The sequence below is a fragment of the Shewanella holmiensis genome (assembly GCF_025370255.1).
Lineage (GTDB): Bacteria > Pseudomonadota > Gammaproteobacteria > Enterobacterales > Shewanellaceae > Shewanella > Shewanella holmiensis.
Window position 1 is genome coordinate 87,961 of sequence record NZ_JAMTCD010000002.1, and the last position, 15,758, is coordinate 103,718.

Genomic DNA, 15,758 nt, shown 5'->3' on the forward strand with positions numbered 1-15,758 from the left:
GATAATCGCGACGTTATACGCGCCAGAGCATTAAATTGCAAACAGCGACATCAATAACAGATGATCAAACAGAACCAAGCTCTAGAAGCCTGTTACACCAAGGTAGCGCTAGCGTTAAATTTGTTAAATCAAAGATTACCCGTTAGAATTAGTTTGTAATACCTTAAATATGCTTGAACAATCTTAAATGTTTAAAATAAATAAAATAAAAAATCATTAAGTGGCCAATAATATTGAATAAACGACTGTGTATTTTTTTTAGCATTAACCTGCTATTAACTATTATTTTATCCCACCCCGCGAAGGCCGAATATTACGAAAATGCTCGTGCGGATGAGATTTATCAAAAGTTTGATCTTGTTGATTACACGGCAGAAGAGGCCAATGCCTTATTAACTGAATACAAAAGTATTATCGACAATGATGATGAAATCCGTCAAAAACTATTAGTCCGCTTAACTTGCTGGAATCAACCATCAGAGACTCAAGCTGAACTAGACAAAGCCATTCAATACGCAGAACAACAACTGCTTATTTATGCAGAGCCCTACCCTTCAGAAATCAATACCGATTTATTACTATGCTTAGGTTATTACAAACAATATGTAGGCCAAATGGATGGCGCATTTAAAGATATCTCTACAGCCATTAGCAATGCTTACCAGCTTGAAAATCCCAGATTAATTGCCGATGGCCGCAGTATTCGTGGCGCGATGGAATCTTACCAAGGTGATTACGCCACAGCTTTAGAAGATTTAATTACCGCACAGCACCTTTATGAAGGGCTCAATATCACCTACTGGGCAAACGATAATTTAAATAATCTCGCGGCCAGCTATCGACGCTTTGGTGACCCTGAAACCGCAATAAAATATCAAACAAAACTGGAACAAACATACTTAAATTCCGGCATGTTGTTTGAAGCCGACAACGCTAATGTCCAAATTGCTTTTTCATTAGAAGAACTAGGGCGTTTCAAAGAATCTAATGAGCGCTTTTATAAATCACTCAAATTTTGGCAATCTCAAAAAGAAACCAATGCCATCGCTAGCACTCAAGTGAATATTGCAGGCAACCTAATTAAGCAAGGTGAAGTAGACAAAGCGCTAGCGTTGTTGATACAGGCTGAACCAAATATTCCAGTGGAGTATGACGGCCAACACAGCTTTATGAGTTTGTTTTTTGCCAAAGCATATTTAGCTAAAAATGAACTTGATAAAGCGCTTGAGCACAGTCAAAAAGCCTCTATCGACTTCAAACGCGGGGGGAATCGACGCGGTGAAAGTCAAAACCTGAAACTACAAAGTGAAATTTATTATGCCAAAGGTGATATAGAAAGTGCCTATAAAAGCTTGAGTGCTTTTTTAGAAATGCACCTTTCGTTAGACAAGCAAATTATGTCTGACCGAAATGCCGAAATGCAAACCCGATTTAATACCGATAAAGTACTGGCTGAAAATGAAAATTTATTGAAAGTGAGTACAGTTAAAGAATTACAATTGCAGATTATGCAGCGAAACGAAAGTTTGCAAATCGTGATTATTATTTTGGTAGCCATTATTTTAATCATAGTGTCTGTTTTTGCATATAAACAGCTTAAACGTAAGCGTAAATACCAAAGTTTAGCCCTAACGGATGAACTAACTCGCTTATCTAATCGCCGTGCTATTTACGCTCAAAGCGAACACTTCATCAAACAGGCGAAACTCTCTAGCCAGCCATTTTCGATTATCTTATTTGACGCGGATCACTTCAAACAAGTCAATGACAAATTTGGTCACGATGTTGGCGATAAAGTATTAATGAAACTGGCATCATTAACCATGGGAATGATGCGTGAAAGCGATGTTGTAGGCCGTGTGGGCGGCGAAGAATTTTTAATTCTATTACCCAATATCGCACATAATACCGCTATGGAAATTGCTCAGCGATTATTGGATTGTATTGCCAATTATGAATGGAGTCATATTGCGCCGAGTTTGGTACAAACAGTTAGCGCAGGGGTCGCAACCCTTGAGCATGAAACTGAATTATCCCCATTACTATTGAAAGCAGATAGCGCACTATATAAGGCTAAATCTGCTGGTAGAAATTGCGTTATAAGCGCTTAATGACTCACCGCAAATATCTTTGGTTGATTTGGGTGTAAATCAGTTTCAAACCACTTTTGATACAAAGCTGTATATTCAGGGGTTTGCATGTATTGACCGAGCGCTTGATGCCATTGCCGAACAAGCTCAGGAGAGGTCCCGTCAGAGAAAGCCAAATAAATTGCGAGTGGTTTGATTTGATATGCCATTCTAACATCTGATTTATTTTTACCTATTTGATTTAAGGTATAAGGCACGCCCAAATCTGCCTGACACCAAAAACGCACTCTAGATAACAATAGTTGCTTTGCCGTTTGCTCGGGATAGCTCGCCACGGCTAGCTGTGTGGCATGAGTTTGATTTAGTGTTTGCTGACAATCACCATCACGATACACTCCAATATTCCCCTGGTTAGTCAAACCATTTAAATTTTTCAATTGAATAGCATCATCTTTTCGAACAAATATTCCCATACTGCCTTCGGCTATAGGACCCACAAATGAAAACTGATTCACTCGTTGTGGGTTTTTGGACATCGCAATTAACAGCACATTTTTACGCGATTGACCTAATTGATTTGCCCTTGCCCAAGGTAAAAACACAATGGGATCGGTTTGGGATAATTGTAGCTGCAAGGTCTGAATTAGCTCAACCGCATAGCCTGTAGGTTTATCATTGATACGATAGCTCATCGGTGGCCAATCTTCGGCAATCACCATCAACGATTCATTAGCTGTGGTGTGATAGCTAAACAATAAAACCAATATAAAACTTAACGAACAAGTAAGTTGCTTCAATAACGACTCCGAAGTCTGTAAGACAGAAACCACATCAGTCCGCTTGATGAAAAAAAACGATAGTCCGTTACAGATAGCGTATAATCAGCAGGAAAATTCACTCAAATTGAACGATTAACCATGTCTGAAAGTACAGTCTCTTTGATGCCCCAAATGCCACATTCAGTATTAAGTGTAAACCAACTTGCCAAGCTTGCTCGACAAATTAAGCAATGGGGCAAAGAGTTGGGTTTTGCGCATATTGGCATTACCGATGTCGACCTATCTGAACATGAAGCGGATCTGCAAGCTTGGTTGGATAAAGGCTATCACGGTGACATGGGTTACATGGCTAATCACGGTATGATGCGTGCCCGGCCTGCAGAGCTGCATCCCGGTTGCATTAGGGTTATTAGTGCTCGCATGGATTACTTGCCGCCTGATGCAGGTTTTGCCAGTAATTTAACTGATCCCAACTTAGGCTATATCTCCCGTTACGCTGGCGGGCGTGATTATCATAAACTCATGCGCCAACGTTTGAAAAAACTCGGCGAAAAAATCGATGTTTATTGTAAAGAGCTTGATGTTGACCACACGGACTTTCGCCCTTTTGTTGACTCAGCACCGATATTAGAACGCCCCCTCGCCGAGAAAGCGGGACTTGGCTGGACGGGTAAGCACTCTTTAATTTTACACCCCGATGCTGGCAGTTGGTTTTTTTTAGGTGAGTTATTAATTAATCTCCCCTTACCGACAGATATTCCAATAGCTGAAGGTTGTAATACTTGCGTGGCGTGCATTAAATCATGTCCAACTGACGCCATAGTCGCACCCTATGTGGTTGATGCTAGACGATGTATTTCCTATTTGACCATTGAGTTGCAAACAGCCATTCCTGAAGAATTTAGGCCATTAATCGGCAACCGTATATATGGGTGTGATGATTGCCAATTAGTTTGCCCTGTCAACGCCAAAGCCCCCCTAACCAAAGAAACGGATTTCTATACTCGGCCAACACTGCTGCAACCGGATCTGCTTAGCCTTTTTTCATGGTCAGAAAAAACTTTTTTAAGTCTCACCGAAGGTAGTGCTATTCGTCGAATTGGCCACACATTGTGGCTACGCAACATTGCCGTTGCATTAGGAAATGCCCCCGCCAATTTGAATATCATTGAAGCGCTGCAGCAAAAAGCGCTTGAAGCAGATATAGGGGAATTAGTACTGGAACACATTGAATGGGCAATTAAACAACAGCAAGCCAAATTAGCGGCACAAGATATTCACCCCATTACGCCACTAAGCCGTAAAACCCAAAGGGTTATTCGCAGCATTCAAAAAGGCTTACCACGTGATGCATAAACCTTTAGCAAATTTGAATTAGAGGAGATCTTGGTGCAGTTGACTAAACCGTATCAACCACATCTAAAATCAGGTTATGTTAAAACTGACGGCGTAAAATTTTAGTCGCTTCAACTAGGTTTTTCAGTGCGGGTTCGACTTCATCCCAGGTGCGTGTTTTTAATCCACAATCCGGATTCACCCACAGCTGTTTTACCGGAATTTTATCAGCGGCTTTACTCATTAACGTAACCATCTCTTCAACCGACGGGATATTAGGTGAATGAATATCATATACCCCTGGGCCAATATCATTTGGATACGCGAAGCTTTCAAATGCGTTTAATAACACCATATGCGAACGTGATGTTTCTATGGTTATCACATCAGCATCCATCGCCGCAATCGCTTCAATCGTGTCGTTAAACTCGCTGTAACACATATGGGTATGAATTTGTGTTTGGTCTTCAACTCCTGCGGCTGACAGTCTAAATGCATCCACCGCCCAATTTAAATATGTCTGCCACTCAGTTTGCTTGATGGGTAAACCCTCTCTAAACGCCGGCTCATCAATTTGAATAATACCGATACCAGCTTGCTCTAAATCGACAACTTCATCTCGAATCGCCAACGCGATTTGATTCGCAATAGTTTCACGACTGATATCTTCACGGGCAAACGACCAATGTAAGATAGTCACAGGCCCCGTTAACATTCCCTTCACTGGCTTTTCAGTCAAACTTTGAGCATAGGTAGCCCACTCAACTGTCATGGCTTTTGGACGGCTTACATCACCGTAAATTAATGGTGGTTTAACACAGCGTGATCCGTAACTCTGTACCCAACCGAATTGGGTAAAACCAACGCCATTGAGATATTCGGCAAAATACTCCACCATGTCATTACGTTCAGCTTCACCATGCACTAACACATCAATGCCTAACTTTAATTGACGCTCAATGGTGTCTTTAGTCACCAACTGTAGCTGGCTTTGATATTTTTGGTCGCTCACCTCGCCCTTACGCCAACGGCTTCGTAGTCCTCGTATCGCTGGGGTTTGTGGGAAAGAACCTATGGTAGTCGTGGGTAGTAATGGTAATTTTAGTTTTTGATGTTGGGCAAATATCCTGTTTGAAAACTCACTATCACGCTCAAAATCACTCGCTTTTAGTTTTGCAACACGGTCAATGACTTGCAAATCGGCATTAGCGGCCTTAGCTTTGCGGCGAGATTGGCAGCGCGCAATAATCAACTGTTTAGCCTGTTGATCAGCATTGCTTAATAAAACCTGTAAATCGTTTAACTCAAAAAGCTTTTGTTTAGCAAAAGCCAATTGCCCCTGTAATTCTGGAATTAATTGCTGCTCACTATCTAAATCAACCGGAGAATGCAGTAATGAACAGGACGGCGCTATCCATAATCTATCCCCTAAATCGGTTGCCACTGATTGTATTTGTTCGGCAATCAAATCGACATCTGCTGCCCACACATTACGACCATTAATCACCCCTATCGACAACACTTGCTCCGCTGATAATGTGGTAGTAAATAACGCCAGTTGGTTTTTATCACTGATTAAATCCAAGTGAAGCCCTTCAACCGGTAAAGCGCTGACTAAGGTGTGATGATGGGCAATAGAACCATAATAGCTGGCTAATAATAGGCTTACTGATTGCGGTTTATGCTGTGCCAAAACCTGATAACTATGACGTATCGCCTCTTGCCAATCAGCCGATAAATCAGCGGCTAGAATAGGCTCGTCTAACTGTACCCAACTGACACCTTGCTCAGCAAAACGGGTTAAAATTTGTTGATAGGCTTCGAGTAATTGCGGCAATAAACTTAACTTATCAAACTCACCGATCGTTTTCGACAAATACAGATAAGTCACAGGCCCCAATAACACCGGCTTAGCTTGATAGCCAAATGATTGCGCCTGATCCACCTCATCAAAAACTTGCGTGTAGGCAATATTGAACTGCTGGTCTTGGCTCAGTTCAGGCACTTGGTAGTGATAATTGGTATTAAAAAACTTGGTCATTTCTGCCGCGCAAGCATGCTGACCGCTGGGTGCCCTACCACGTGCTACGCGAAATAATGTGTCTAAGTCGATTGGGGATTCATTACCTTGGCTATCAACACCTCGGTGACGCTTAGGCACAGCATTCAATGTTGCACTAAGGGTAAGCACCTGATCGTAATAAGCAAAATCACCCACGGGCAATAATTCAACTCCAGCCTGTGATTGCCAATCCCAATGCAATTTTTTTAGCTCATCAGCCACTTGAACTAACTGACTTTGATCGATTTCACCACGCCAATACTTCTCTAAAGCAAATTTAAGTTCACGTTGACGACCAATACGAGGGAAACCGAGATTTGTAATTTTCATACTACTTTCCTTGTGGATGAGCAAATTGTTGTTACCTTAATGTAAAAAAACTACACAGGCGTCTGGACGTCTAGAAGTTTATTGTGCTAACCTGCAGCCAGGCAATCGAATTGATTTCATCGGTAAGTTGAGTAAGTTTCATGTGGAGTGAGTAATGATAGAACTTAGACACCTTCGCACCTTAATGGCGTTAAAGGAAAGTGGCAGCTTAGCGGGAGCGGCTAAGAAACGCTTTGTGACCCAATCGGCACTTTCTCATCAGATTAAAGAATTAGAAACCCGAATTAACTCCGCTATTTTTGTGCGTAAAAGTAAACCGTTAGCCTTTACCCATGAAGGTGCCCGTTTACTGAATCTTGCTGAAGAAATTCTGCCGAAGGTAATTGCTACCGAATCAGACTTAAAGCGTGGCTTAGAAGGTGAAAACCAACAGCTGAAACTAGGCATTGAATGTCACAGTTGTTTTAGGTGGTTAATGCCAGTGATTGAGGCGTTTAAGCAGCAAGCGCCTGACGCGCAGATTGATATTTCAAGCCGTCATCTTTTTGATTCGTTAAATGCGCTTGAAACAGGCGGACTCGACATAGTGTTAACGTCAGATCCTGTACCTGGGCATACATTGGCCTATCAACATCTTTTTGATTTTGAAGTAAAACTTGTGGTTGCTAACGATAATGCATTGGCTGCGCAGGCATTTATTAGCCCGGCAAACCTTGCAAAACAGACGTTATTAACTTATCCAGTGCCACTGACTCGCTTAGATATTTACAAGCACTTTTTAGAACCAGCAGGCATTGAAATTGGTGAGCAAAAGCAATGTGATTTAACGTCAATGTTGCTTCAACGTGTGGCGTGTAATGATGGAGTGGCCGCGTTACCGACATGGTCGATTAAAGAAAGCCAAGGCTTAAATCTCACCTCGGTAAAATTAGGCGCTGAAGGATTAAAACGTCCGCTATTTGGAGCGTACAGACGTGATGCCACTAATGCTAACTTAATTCAAAAATGGTTAGAGTTAGTGGCTCAGGAAGGGTTGCAACTACAAAGGGTTAATCAGTAAACCACGTTTTGACAACACACGACGTAACAGCAGCCCTGCTGAGTCAGGGTTGGTTGTTTGTTGCAGATTATGTGCAATCAAAAATTCATTGCGTAAATCATCATCTAGCCCTAATGATTCAAATGCCTCAATAGACAATGTCTGTTGATGACTATCAATTAAACTTTTTATGACTTTCAGCGAGATAGGTTTTTCTTGTTCGCTGTTTAAATAAGCAAATGCTGTTAAAGTGATGACCTGTCCAAACACACTAAATAGGGCTAAGGTTTGCATTTCATCAGCATCAATTTTTAAAGCGTTACCTTTGTCTGTTTCTTCTCTTAACAATGAGACAGAATCAACCGCAATGACTTCATTGAGCTTCCAGTAGCCTTTTACCAATTTTTTATAAGGTTCCTCTAATTCATCTAAACGTTCTTTTAGATAAAAAGAAAACGCATAACGATAGATATTCACCTGACCTAAACGGATCAGCGCGTCTTTTATACTGCGATTTTTTGTCGATACCAGACCCGCTGAAACTGCAGTATTACTGCGTAACAGCAAATGGGCTGCCAACGCGGGATCTTCTGACACAATATCAATAATAATCTTAATATTAGCTTCATTGATTAGTGCTTTTTTTAACGGCACAAGAATGCCACGACGTCCGATCACCTGTTCTTCATTACTAATAATCGCACTGACTTGAGTTAATACTCTTTGCTCAAGGTTTGTCATAAGCCACTGTCACCTTAATTATTCATTCGTATTTTGGCTGTTCGGAAAACAATATCATAAAAAAGCCAACAAAAAACTTGTTGGCTTAATAAAGTATAGTCGCTTTATAAATTAACCTAAATTTTGATTAATAAATCTATCTTAAGCGGCTATTTTCTACATTAACTGGATTGAATTAACCATTTTAGTATTTAAAAACAGCGCTTAAAAACGATATCCAGCAGTTAAACGAATATTACGCCCATCACCTGGGTAATAACCACTGCCCCATGCCGAATAATAACCTGCACTAACATAGTCCTCATCCAGTAAGTTATCAACGCGTAAACTTGCTGACCACTGAGATTGTGTATAATTGAGGGCAATATTGGTCAGCACATAGCTATCTAATTTAGCATCAACATTGGCATTATCGCCTTCCATAAAGCGCTCGCCGGTATAAATACCTTCAGCAAATACTTGCCAGTTTTCAGCAAAATCATAACTGATGTAACCTCTGCCGCTGTGTTTAGCGACCCATGACAGCGCTTTGCCATCATTCACGCCTTCGGTAAACTCTGCATCAATGTAATCATAGGACAAACCGAGTAACCAGTTTGGCGTGATCTGCACATCATAGCTTGGGCTAATACCATATCGACGTGAAGCGTCGGCGTTTACGTTAGCACCATTAAAGCTGCCGCCAATCGGTTTAGGCGCACTGGGGTCCCAAATAATTTCATCTTCTAAATCAAGTTGAAACACATTTAGCTTAAGGCTGTGAATGTCATTGATATAATCCCATCCAGCCTCATACGAGCGACCCACTTGTGGTTTTAATCCCACTGTGCCTGGAGAGGTATAAGCTTGCTCGTCAACTTTAGCAAAACGGAAGTTATCATCGGCGCGAACATATAAGCGATGCGCGTTGTTTGGGCGATAATTTAACCCCAACTCGAATGCATTTTCATCTTGATCCAAATCGATCCCATTTGGATACACATTGCCATCAACTAACTCATCTTCAGCTTTAGCATAACGACCACCAACGACATAAGACAATGAAGTCGTTAAAGGTACGCTGGCCTGAATATAAGCACTGCTTTGAGTTTGTTGATTACTTCTGCCCCAGCTGAAAATAGACTCACCAAGGTTATAATCGATACCTGTGATGATCTTTAACTCGCCATTTTTAACTTGATAGTTGGCTACCGCTTTTGGAGAAATCGACAATAGCGTTCGGTCATTACGGCCATAACTTCCCCATTGGAAATTGGTATTATTACTGTCGCTATAACTCACATCAGCGCCTAGCGTCCAAGTATCAGAAATTTGATAATGATAGCCGCTGCGCAAAGCTGTGGTCATTTCATGGAGAGAATCCCCTTTATTCCAAGGATTCGATTGACGTGGATTCTGTTCCAGCTGCTCCTTTGATAATGATCCAGGTGTTTTGCGATTATTATCAAAATAGTTTGCTTCAACATAAAAATCTTCAACTTGAGTTTTATATTGTAAACGGCCTAAAATAGAGCTGGTTTTATTATCATTATCATCACGATAATTATCCGATTCGTTATAATTACCCGCGAGGTAATATTGCCAAGTATCATTAATGGCTCCTGACACATCCCCTTTTGCTTCAAACGTATCAAAGCTACCACCTGACAATGCCAAACCACCACCAGTGTTAGTCGGGCTTTTGGTAATAATGTTAATGACGCCGCCAACGGCTTGATCGCCGTATAACACCCCTGAGCTACCCGCTAAAATTTCCACACGTTCAATTTGGTTTAATGAAAGGGCACTGATGCTTGGCGCCGCTATATCAATGTTATTCAGTCTGCGTCCATCAACCAAAATAAGGGTGTTATTTGCAGCTTGTGAAGCGCTAAAACCTCGCATTGAAAATACTGGACCAGTATTGTTATTGGAAATTTGGATTCCGCTTTGTCCACGTAATAGATCACCTAAGTTTGTTGCACCACTCATTTGAATGTCAGCAGCATCAATAACGTTTACATTGGCAGCAATGTTTAAGGGTGAATCAACACTACGGCCTATTACCACCATAGTCTCTTCAGATTGACGCGAAGCATCATTTGCGTTTGATGGCGCATCGGCGGCAAACGTAGGCAAAGAAAGACTTGAAAGTCCGAGAATAGCGCTTAATGACAAGGCTAATTTTGTTGGATTAATACCCATTTACCTTTAACTCCTAAAAGGGAAAATGGGGCAGTTGCGTCGCAATAAAACGCTTTCAAATTAACACGCGCAATAGTATTTGAAAATAGCTTATTACATCTTAAGATCTGCCCACCGAAATCTCAAAATCATCTTTAGGGCCGGTATCCGGACTGAGGTATTTTGTAAGCATAATGCTTTTTACAAACAAGCCATGTGATATTACACATCGCCCTAACCTTTCACCGTTGCGGGGGCAGTATCAGATTTACACTGATTTCCCGATTATCCACACGCCAGTTAAACGTATGGCACCACAAAAGATTGACTAGTCATCATGACCATAAAATCGCGGCAATTATACGTTTTATACTAAGGATTAGATATATGCACTAGGAGGTTCAACAACAGATTGTCATTATAATTATTCAGCATAAGCTGAAAAATGAATCAAAATTAGGATTAATTGTTTGCCATAAACTCACGATAATTATTGGCATTAATTGGAGGTTCATCTTCTCTAAACACGGATTGTCGAATCGACTTGTGCAATAAATACAAATCTTGCGAGCCACTGACTACCGTAAAAAATCCAATTTCGCCTTTAGGAATACTGGCAAAATCTTTTTCAACAAAAACCGAGGCGTGATGAATGTTTGGCATCACTGTACAACCTAAAATACCGTGTACCGCATCCAAACCTTCAACCTTGGATGTGCCTAAAACGGTATAAACCACTTTACCCTCGCAGTTTTCGGCATAAGTGTCGGCCATCCCATCAAGAAACTTTTGCGGCTCAATGTCGTTAGCCAACCCTTTAAAACCTTGCATACATACAAGGCCACTCCAATCATTTAATGATTCATTAGCTGGAATAAACTCAGCCATAAACATATCGCCCTGCATTTCATGAAATGCCAGCTTCCAATTAAGTGGGGGTAAAAAGCCAAATTTAGAGGCAAAGTCTGTTAATTGCTGTACATCTTTAGGCATTTCGACTTTGCCAATACTCTGGTTATCATCACCAAAAATCGTATTGATAGGAAAATATGGTTTTGCAAACAGCAAAGCACATGGCACCAGACACACTAGCCCCAACCAAAGCTTTTTTGCAGCAAACAATTTCATTTCACATTTCCCTTTAAAAAAAACATCAACACCCTTTGATGAGGCCATTTTGATATTGATACAAAACAGCCGAGATTATCGACCAACTATATATCACAACAGCCATTTCTTGAAACTTATCTTTAACAATTTACAGCATATTCAACAACAAGAACAATTAACCAAGCTCTTCATCGTCATCTTCTTGAATATCTTCATCAGACTCACCTGATTCAGCCGCGATTGCAGCAGCAATACTTTTTGCTTTTAAGTGCTTCTCTGTTTTACGTTTATTGCGTTCAGCTTGTTTGCCTAAGAAGCCTTTTAATGCTTCCTCGCCCCATGCTGTTGCTTCTGCTTCTGTCGCAAAACCGTCATGACTTTTTGACACAACCGTTTTAGTTGCTGTCATACGGCGAGTGATTTCTGTTTTCCAGCCGCTATCAGCTTGAAACACACGAGATGCATACTTTTTACTTTGACTCATTTGTCTATTTTTCCTAGTGAATTAACGCTTTAATAGGCATAGCCTAATTTTTCTTTACGGGCAGTTGATAAACAACTTAACTTTTTACCATTTGATTTGAGCCAACAATCATCATCTCGCATTTTTGGCAATCAAACACTAATTTCAATTTATCTTTACCCACATCTAAAAACATGGGATCCGCTTTTATGCCTTCAACTTCTTTAGGGCATAAATTGAAGCTGTAACGCAAACAATGCTTAGTCACCATTAATGGCGCATCATGCAGTACTTTATTTTTTTCGTAGGTGTCTTCCATTTGAATAACACCGTGTTGCTCATAAAAGCTACGCGCTTGCTCATTCGCCACATTGGATAAAAAGCTAAGCGATTTTTGTGGGAAGCGCGCATTTTTATCGTGTAACCAACGCGCTGGACGCTGATAAGCATTGGCCCTTGCCAACATTAAGGCATCAACCGCATCACGTCTTAATTCGTTAACCACTGACGATGGTAAAAACCATACTTGCTCAGCGAGTAAATTAATTTTATTGGCAACAAAATCTGTACTGCCTAATTTACCTAACTGCTTTTTAAGGTTTGCAGCCGATTTAGCCTGATCGTTTGCAGCTTGCTTTTCACACTGCAAACTTACACTCGCGCTAATACCATGCGCATCGGTTAGCGATATAGCCACTCCGTCATCTGTATCAAAAAACTGCATATCAACACTGATTTTACGGCTAGCAGAATCTTTGTTTAACGTTGACTCAAATTTATGGTCAAAGTTTCTGAACATCATCACGCCAACTTTTAAATCTTTTGGTACTTCAGTGAGGTATAAAGTATTGCCGTCAGCTCGGTTAACTCGTGTGCCAGCAAGTTTATCATCAGATAAACGTTGGGTTTCATAATGTTCAACAAAAAAGCACAAACCGTCACCATTGTTAAAGACAATATCCTTACCGCTCTCTGTGGTATCGATTTTGATAAAATCTTTACCCACCTGAGTAATACGTCCTACTTTTTCACCAATAAACTTTGGTGAACTGAAGTGCTCAATCGCTTCGGTACGTTGATTAACAAAGTAATCCGTTTTACCTCGGTTAAAGCTTTTATCTGGGTCAGGGGTAAAGTTAAACTCACAACGCCCATGGGAAATTGACCCTAAATCACTGCGCTTATCAATAATCGCATCAAGCTGCTTACGATAATGGGCGGTGACGTTTTTCAAATAAGTAATATCTTTTAACCGCCCTTCTATTTTAAACGAGGTGACCCCCGCATCAATTAAGGCTTCTAGGTTATCGGTTTGGTTATTATCTTTTAGTGATAATAAGTGCTGATTCTCGGCTAATACATCACCATCACGCGTGGTTAAATTGCACGGCAAACGACACATTTGCGAACATTCACCTCGATTGGCACTGCGATTTGAGTAAGCATGGCTTAAATTACATAAGCCGCTGTAACTCACGCACAAGGCGCCATGAATGAAAAACTCTAGTTTCATTTTGGTGCTAGCGGCAATGTCTCGAATTTGAGGAATATTCAACTCACGGGCCAACACCACCTGCGAGAAACCAACTTGCTCTAAAAAGACTGCTTTTTCAGGGGTACGGTTATCCATCTGCGTACTGGCATGCAAGGCGATTGGCGGCAAATCTAATTGCAATACGCCCATATCTTGAATAATCAGCGCATCTACACCAGCATGGTATAAGTCCCAAATCAATTGCTGTGCTTTAGGCAGTTCGTCATCCATCAAAATAGTATTCAACGCCACAAACACCTGGGCATGATAACGATGGGCAAACTCAGCAAGACGGGCAATATCTTCAACACTATTTCCTGCATTATGACGCGCGCCAAAAGCAGGCCCACCAATGTATACAGCATCTGCGCCATGACGAATGGCTTCGATACCATAGTCGGCATTTTTGGCCGGAGCTAACAACTCAAGCTGACGCTTTTTGACAGGGGCTGGGGTAAATAATTCAACAGAAGCCATAAGGGTAATCAATTCTTCTTGTTTAGCAAAAGTCGGTGGATAAAAAAGTGCGCCAACAAAGTTTGTTGGCGCACTAGTATAATGTTTACTATTCTAGCAAATTTGTTGTAAAAATACCCAGTTTAGATAAATAAATCTTGGATGTTTTTAAAATCACCTTTACCGTTTGCAATTTCTTCAGGGGTTAAACCCGTGACTTCATGTGGGAACACTAACCACTCATCAGATTCATGAATGAAATAATCAGGTTTTAATGGCACTTTCGTGTTGCTTGGCTTGTAGTATGGGCAAGCTACGCGAATATCACTGGGAATATTTAAACGCATAAACTTTTGCAATTTACCAATTAAGGCATGAATGCTGCGACCAGAATCAAACACATCATCAACGATCAATAAACCATCACTAGCATTGGCATTTTCAATAATATAATGCAAGCCATGTACTTTAATATTCTTATCTTGCTTGTCTGTACCAATGCCGTAATAAGATGAAGTACGCACAGCGATGTGGTCTGTTTCCACTTTTTTGAAATCAAAATATTCTTGAACAGCAATACCAATTGGCGCGCCGCCTCGCCAAATGCCAACAATAAATTGCGGTCTAAAGCCAGATTCATAAACTTGCGCGGCTAAACGAAATGAATCTTCAAGTAATTGTTGTGCGCTTATATAGTGTTTGTCTGTCATTGGTCTGTGCCCCCATTTTTATTGCGGCGAATTTTATACCAAATTAGAATACTTTGCCTGCATTGTTCGCAGATATTGCGTAATTACTCAGATATTAACGGCGTAAAAATCTGCTTTTCCTTGCATCATCACTATGGCATAGTCTTTTTTATCGCCAAATCAGGATGAAGACGCTTGTCATGTTATTTGAAAAACATTCAACTGCCGCGTTAACAGAGCCATCTTCAAAGATGACGGCTCAAAAAGGTGACAACCCACTTATTTGGCCGTTGTTAAGTGTACTGCAGTCGTCAAACCAAAGCTGGAAAGTGCACCATCTTGCTACTGAATTACAAAATAAAGGCTTAATGCACGACTTAGATCCCCTGCCTGAAAAAGACCTATTTAAACGTAACTTCTTATTGATGAATGCTTTGTATGAATTACAAGACATTTTGTTGCCAAAACAATGGCTTCAAGTCAAATCTATGGAAATCCAATTATTCCGGATTGTCCCGGGTAATGCCGACTTGTTACATCGTCAAGACGCTGCGCTGCGTGACTACTACCTAGATTGGAAAAATTACGATACCTGCGTCAATGTGGTGCGTGAAATGCTGGAATCCTTCTGGAGTAGCTACCAGGAATACATTGGGATAAATATTCAGTTAATGAATAAAGGCCATGCGTTAAAAGTATTCGAACTGGATGAAACCGCGTCCGATAGAGACATCAGAAGACAATGGAAAAAATTGGCCTTAAAGTGGCACCCTGATCGTGATCAGGGTAACGCAGATCGCTTTAAAGAAGTGTGTGAAGCCTGGCAAACTCTGCGCGACAAAAGCTTAGTAGCCTAACGCTTAACATCACAAAGCTGATTAGCAAATGCGAATATTTGTCGCAAATCACAACTGGATCACACAAATATAGCCGCCGACTTTGACAAAATATGTCATCATTAGCCCAG

At 40.9% G+C, this 15,758-nt stretch carries 12 protein-coding genes and 1 riboswitch; of the genes, 4 read left to right on the plus strand and 8 right to left on the minus strand.

Annotated elements, in window-relative coordinates; genetic code table 11:
- The first annotated feature begins 233 nt into the window (after positions 1-233).
- Positions 234-2,111, plus strand: a complete 1,878-nt coding sequence (locus NE535_RS01980) for a GGDEF domain-containing protein (RefSeq protein WP_261297020.1) — start codon at positions 234-236, stop codon at positions 2,109-2,111.
- Here NE535_RS01980 and NE535_RS01985 read toward each other — a convergent pair.
- Positions 2,108-2,887 carry a substrate-binding periplasmic protein gene (locus NE535_RS01985; protein ID WP_261297021.1) on the minus strand — a complete coding sequence of 260 codons (780 nt, stop codon included), beginning with the start codon at positions 2,885-2,887 and terminating at the stop codon, positions 2,108-2,110. The genes NE535_RS01980 and NE535_RS01985 overlap by 4 nt on opposite strands.
- 144 nt (positions 2,888-3,031) lie before the next feature.
- Between NE535_RS01985 and queG the strand changes: the two genes are divergently transcribed.
- Positions 3,032-4,225 (plus strand): tRNA epoxyqueuosine(34) reductase QueG, encoded by a 1,194-nt coding sequence (queG, locus tag NE535_RS01990; protein WP_371931120.1) that lies wholly within the window; start codon positions 3,032-3,034, stop codon positions 4,223-4,225.
- Positions 4,226-4,304: 79 nt separating this feature from the next.
- Here queG and metE read toward each other — a convergent pair whose 3' ends face one another.
- Positions 4,305-6,596, minus strand: coding sequence for a 5-methyltetrahydropteroyltriglutamate--homocysteine S-methyltransferase (gene metE / locus NE535_RS01995; RefSeq protein WP_261297023.1), 2,292 nt, complete (start codon positions 6,594-6,596; stop codon positions 4,305-4,307).
- Between the two features lie 154 nt (positions 6,597-6,750).
- On the opposite strand from metE, the gene NE535_RS02000 reads away from it, so the two are divergent.
- Positions 6,751-7,656 (plus strand): LysR family transcriptional regulator, encoded by a 906-nt coding sequence (locus NE535_RS02000; RefSeq protein ID WP_261297024.1) that lies wholly within the window; start codon positions 6,751-6,753, stop codon positions 7,654-7,656.
- Here the strand turns inward: NE535_RS02000 and NE535_RS02005 are convergent.
- From NE535_RS02005 to NE535_RS02030, 6 genes are all read right to left on the minus strand, one after another.
- Entirely contained in the window at positions 7,636-8,376 is a 741-nt protein-coding gene (locus NE535_RS02005) for an HDOD domain-containing protein (RefSeq protein ID WP_261297025.1), read from the minus strand. The two genes, NE535_RS02000 and NE535_RS02005, sit on opposite strands and share 21 nt — an antisense overlap.
- 204 nt (positions 8,377-8,580) lie before the next feature.
- Positions 8,581-10,560 carry a TonB-dependent receptor gene (locus NE535_RS02010; protein ID WP_261297026.1) on the minus strand — a complete coding sequence of 660 codons (1,980 nt, stop codon included), beginning with the start codon at positions 10,558-10,560 and terminating at the stop codon, positions 8,581-8,583.
- Positions 10,561-10,681: 121 nt separating this feature from the next.
- Positions 10,682-10,873: riboswitch (cobalamin riboswitch) on the minus strand.
- 128 nt (positions 10,874-11,001) lie between these two features.
- The gene (locus NE535_RS02015) at positions 11,002-11,667 is read right to left on the minus strand and encodes a hypothetical protein (protein ID WP_261297027.1); all 666 of its coding nucleotides are present in this window, start codon (positions 11,665-11,667) and stop codon (positions 11,002-11,004) included.
- Positions 11,668-11,824: 157 nt separating this feature from the next.
- Positions 11,825-12,133 carry a DUF3622 domain-containing protein gene (locus NE535_RS02020; protein ID WP_261297028.1) on the minus strand — a complete coding sequence of 103 codons (309 nt, stop codon included), beginning with the start codon at positions 12,131-12,133 and terminating at the stop codon, positions 11,825-11,827.
- 76 nt (positions 12,134-12,209) lie between these two features.
- The gene (locus NE535_RS02025; protein WP_261297029.1) at positions 12,210-14,123 is read right to left on the minus strand and encodes a peptidase U32 family protein; all 1,914 of its coding nucleotides are present in this window, start codon (positions 14,121-14,123) and stop codon (positions 12,210-12,212) included.
- A 122-nt stretch (positions 14,124-14,245) separates the two neighbouring features.
- Positions 14,246-14,812 (minus strand): phosphoribosyltransferase, encoded by a 567-nt coding sequence (locus tag NE535_RS02030; protein WP_261297030.1) that lies wholly within the window; start codon positions 14,810-14,812, stop codon positions 14,246-14,248.
- Between the two features lie 179 nt (positions 14,813-14,991).
- On the opposite strand from NE535_RS02030, the gene NE535_RS02035 reads away from it, so the two are divergent.
- A complete protein-coding gene (locus tag NE535_RS02035) occupies positions 14,992-15,648 on the plus strand; it encodes a DNA-J related domain-containing protein (RefSeq protein WP_261297031.1) in 657 nt (218 codons plus the stop codon).
- Positions 15,649-15,758 lie beyond the last annotated feature (110 nt).

Excerpts from the sequence above, each read along its gene's own strand:
- queG (WP_371931120.1), top strand. The coding sequence starts at position 3,032 with ATGCCCCAAATGCCACATTCAGTATTAAGTGTAAACCAACTTGCCAAG.
- metE (WP_261297023.1), bottom strand. The coding sequence starts at position 6,596 with ATGAAAATTACAAATCTCGGTTTCCCTCGTATTGGTCGTCAACGTGAA.
- NE535_RS02000 (WP_261297024.1), top strand. The coding sequence starts at position 6,751 with ATGATAGAACTTAGACACCTTCGCACCTTAATGGCGTTAAAGGAAAGT.
- NE535_RS02005 (WP_261297025.1), bottom strand. The coding sequence starts at position 8,376 with ATGACAAACCTTGAGCAAAGAGTATTAACTCAAGTCAGTGCGATTATT.
- NE535_RS02010 (WP_261297026.1), bottom strand. The coding sequence starts at position 10,560 with ATGGGTATTAATCCAACAAAATTAGCCTTGTCATTAAGCGCTATTCTC.
- NE535_RS02015 (WP_261297027.1), bottom strand. The coding sequence starts at position 11,667 with ATGAAATTGTTTGCTGCAAAAAAGCTTTGGTTGGGGCTAGTGTGTCTG.
- NE535_RS02020 (WP_261297028.1), bottom strand. The coding sequence starts at position 12,133 with ATGAGTCAAAGTAAAAAGTATGCATCTCGTGTGTTTCAAGCTGATAGC.
- NE535_RS02025 (WP_261297029.1), bottom strand. The coding sequence starts at position 14,123 with ATGGCTTCTGTTGAATTATTTACCCCAGCCCCTGTCAAAAAGCGTCAG.
- NE535_RS02030 (WP_261297030.1), bottom strand. The coding sequence starts at position 14,812 with ATGACAGACAAACACTATATAAGCGCACAACAATTACTTGAAGATTCA.
- NE535_RS02035 (WP_261297031.1), top strand. The coding sequence starts at position 14,992 with ATGTTATTTGAAAAACATTCAACTGCCGCGTTAACAGAGCCATCTTCA.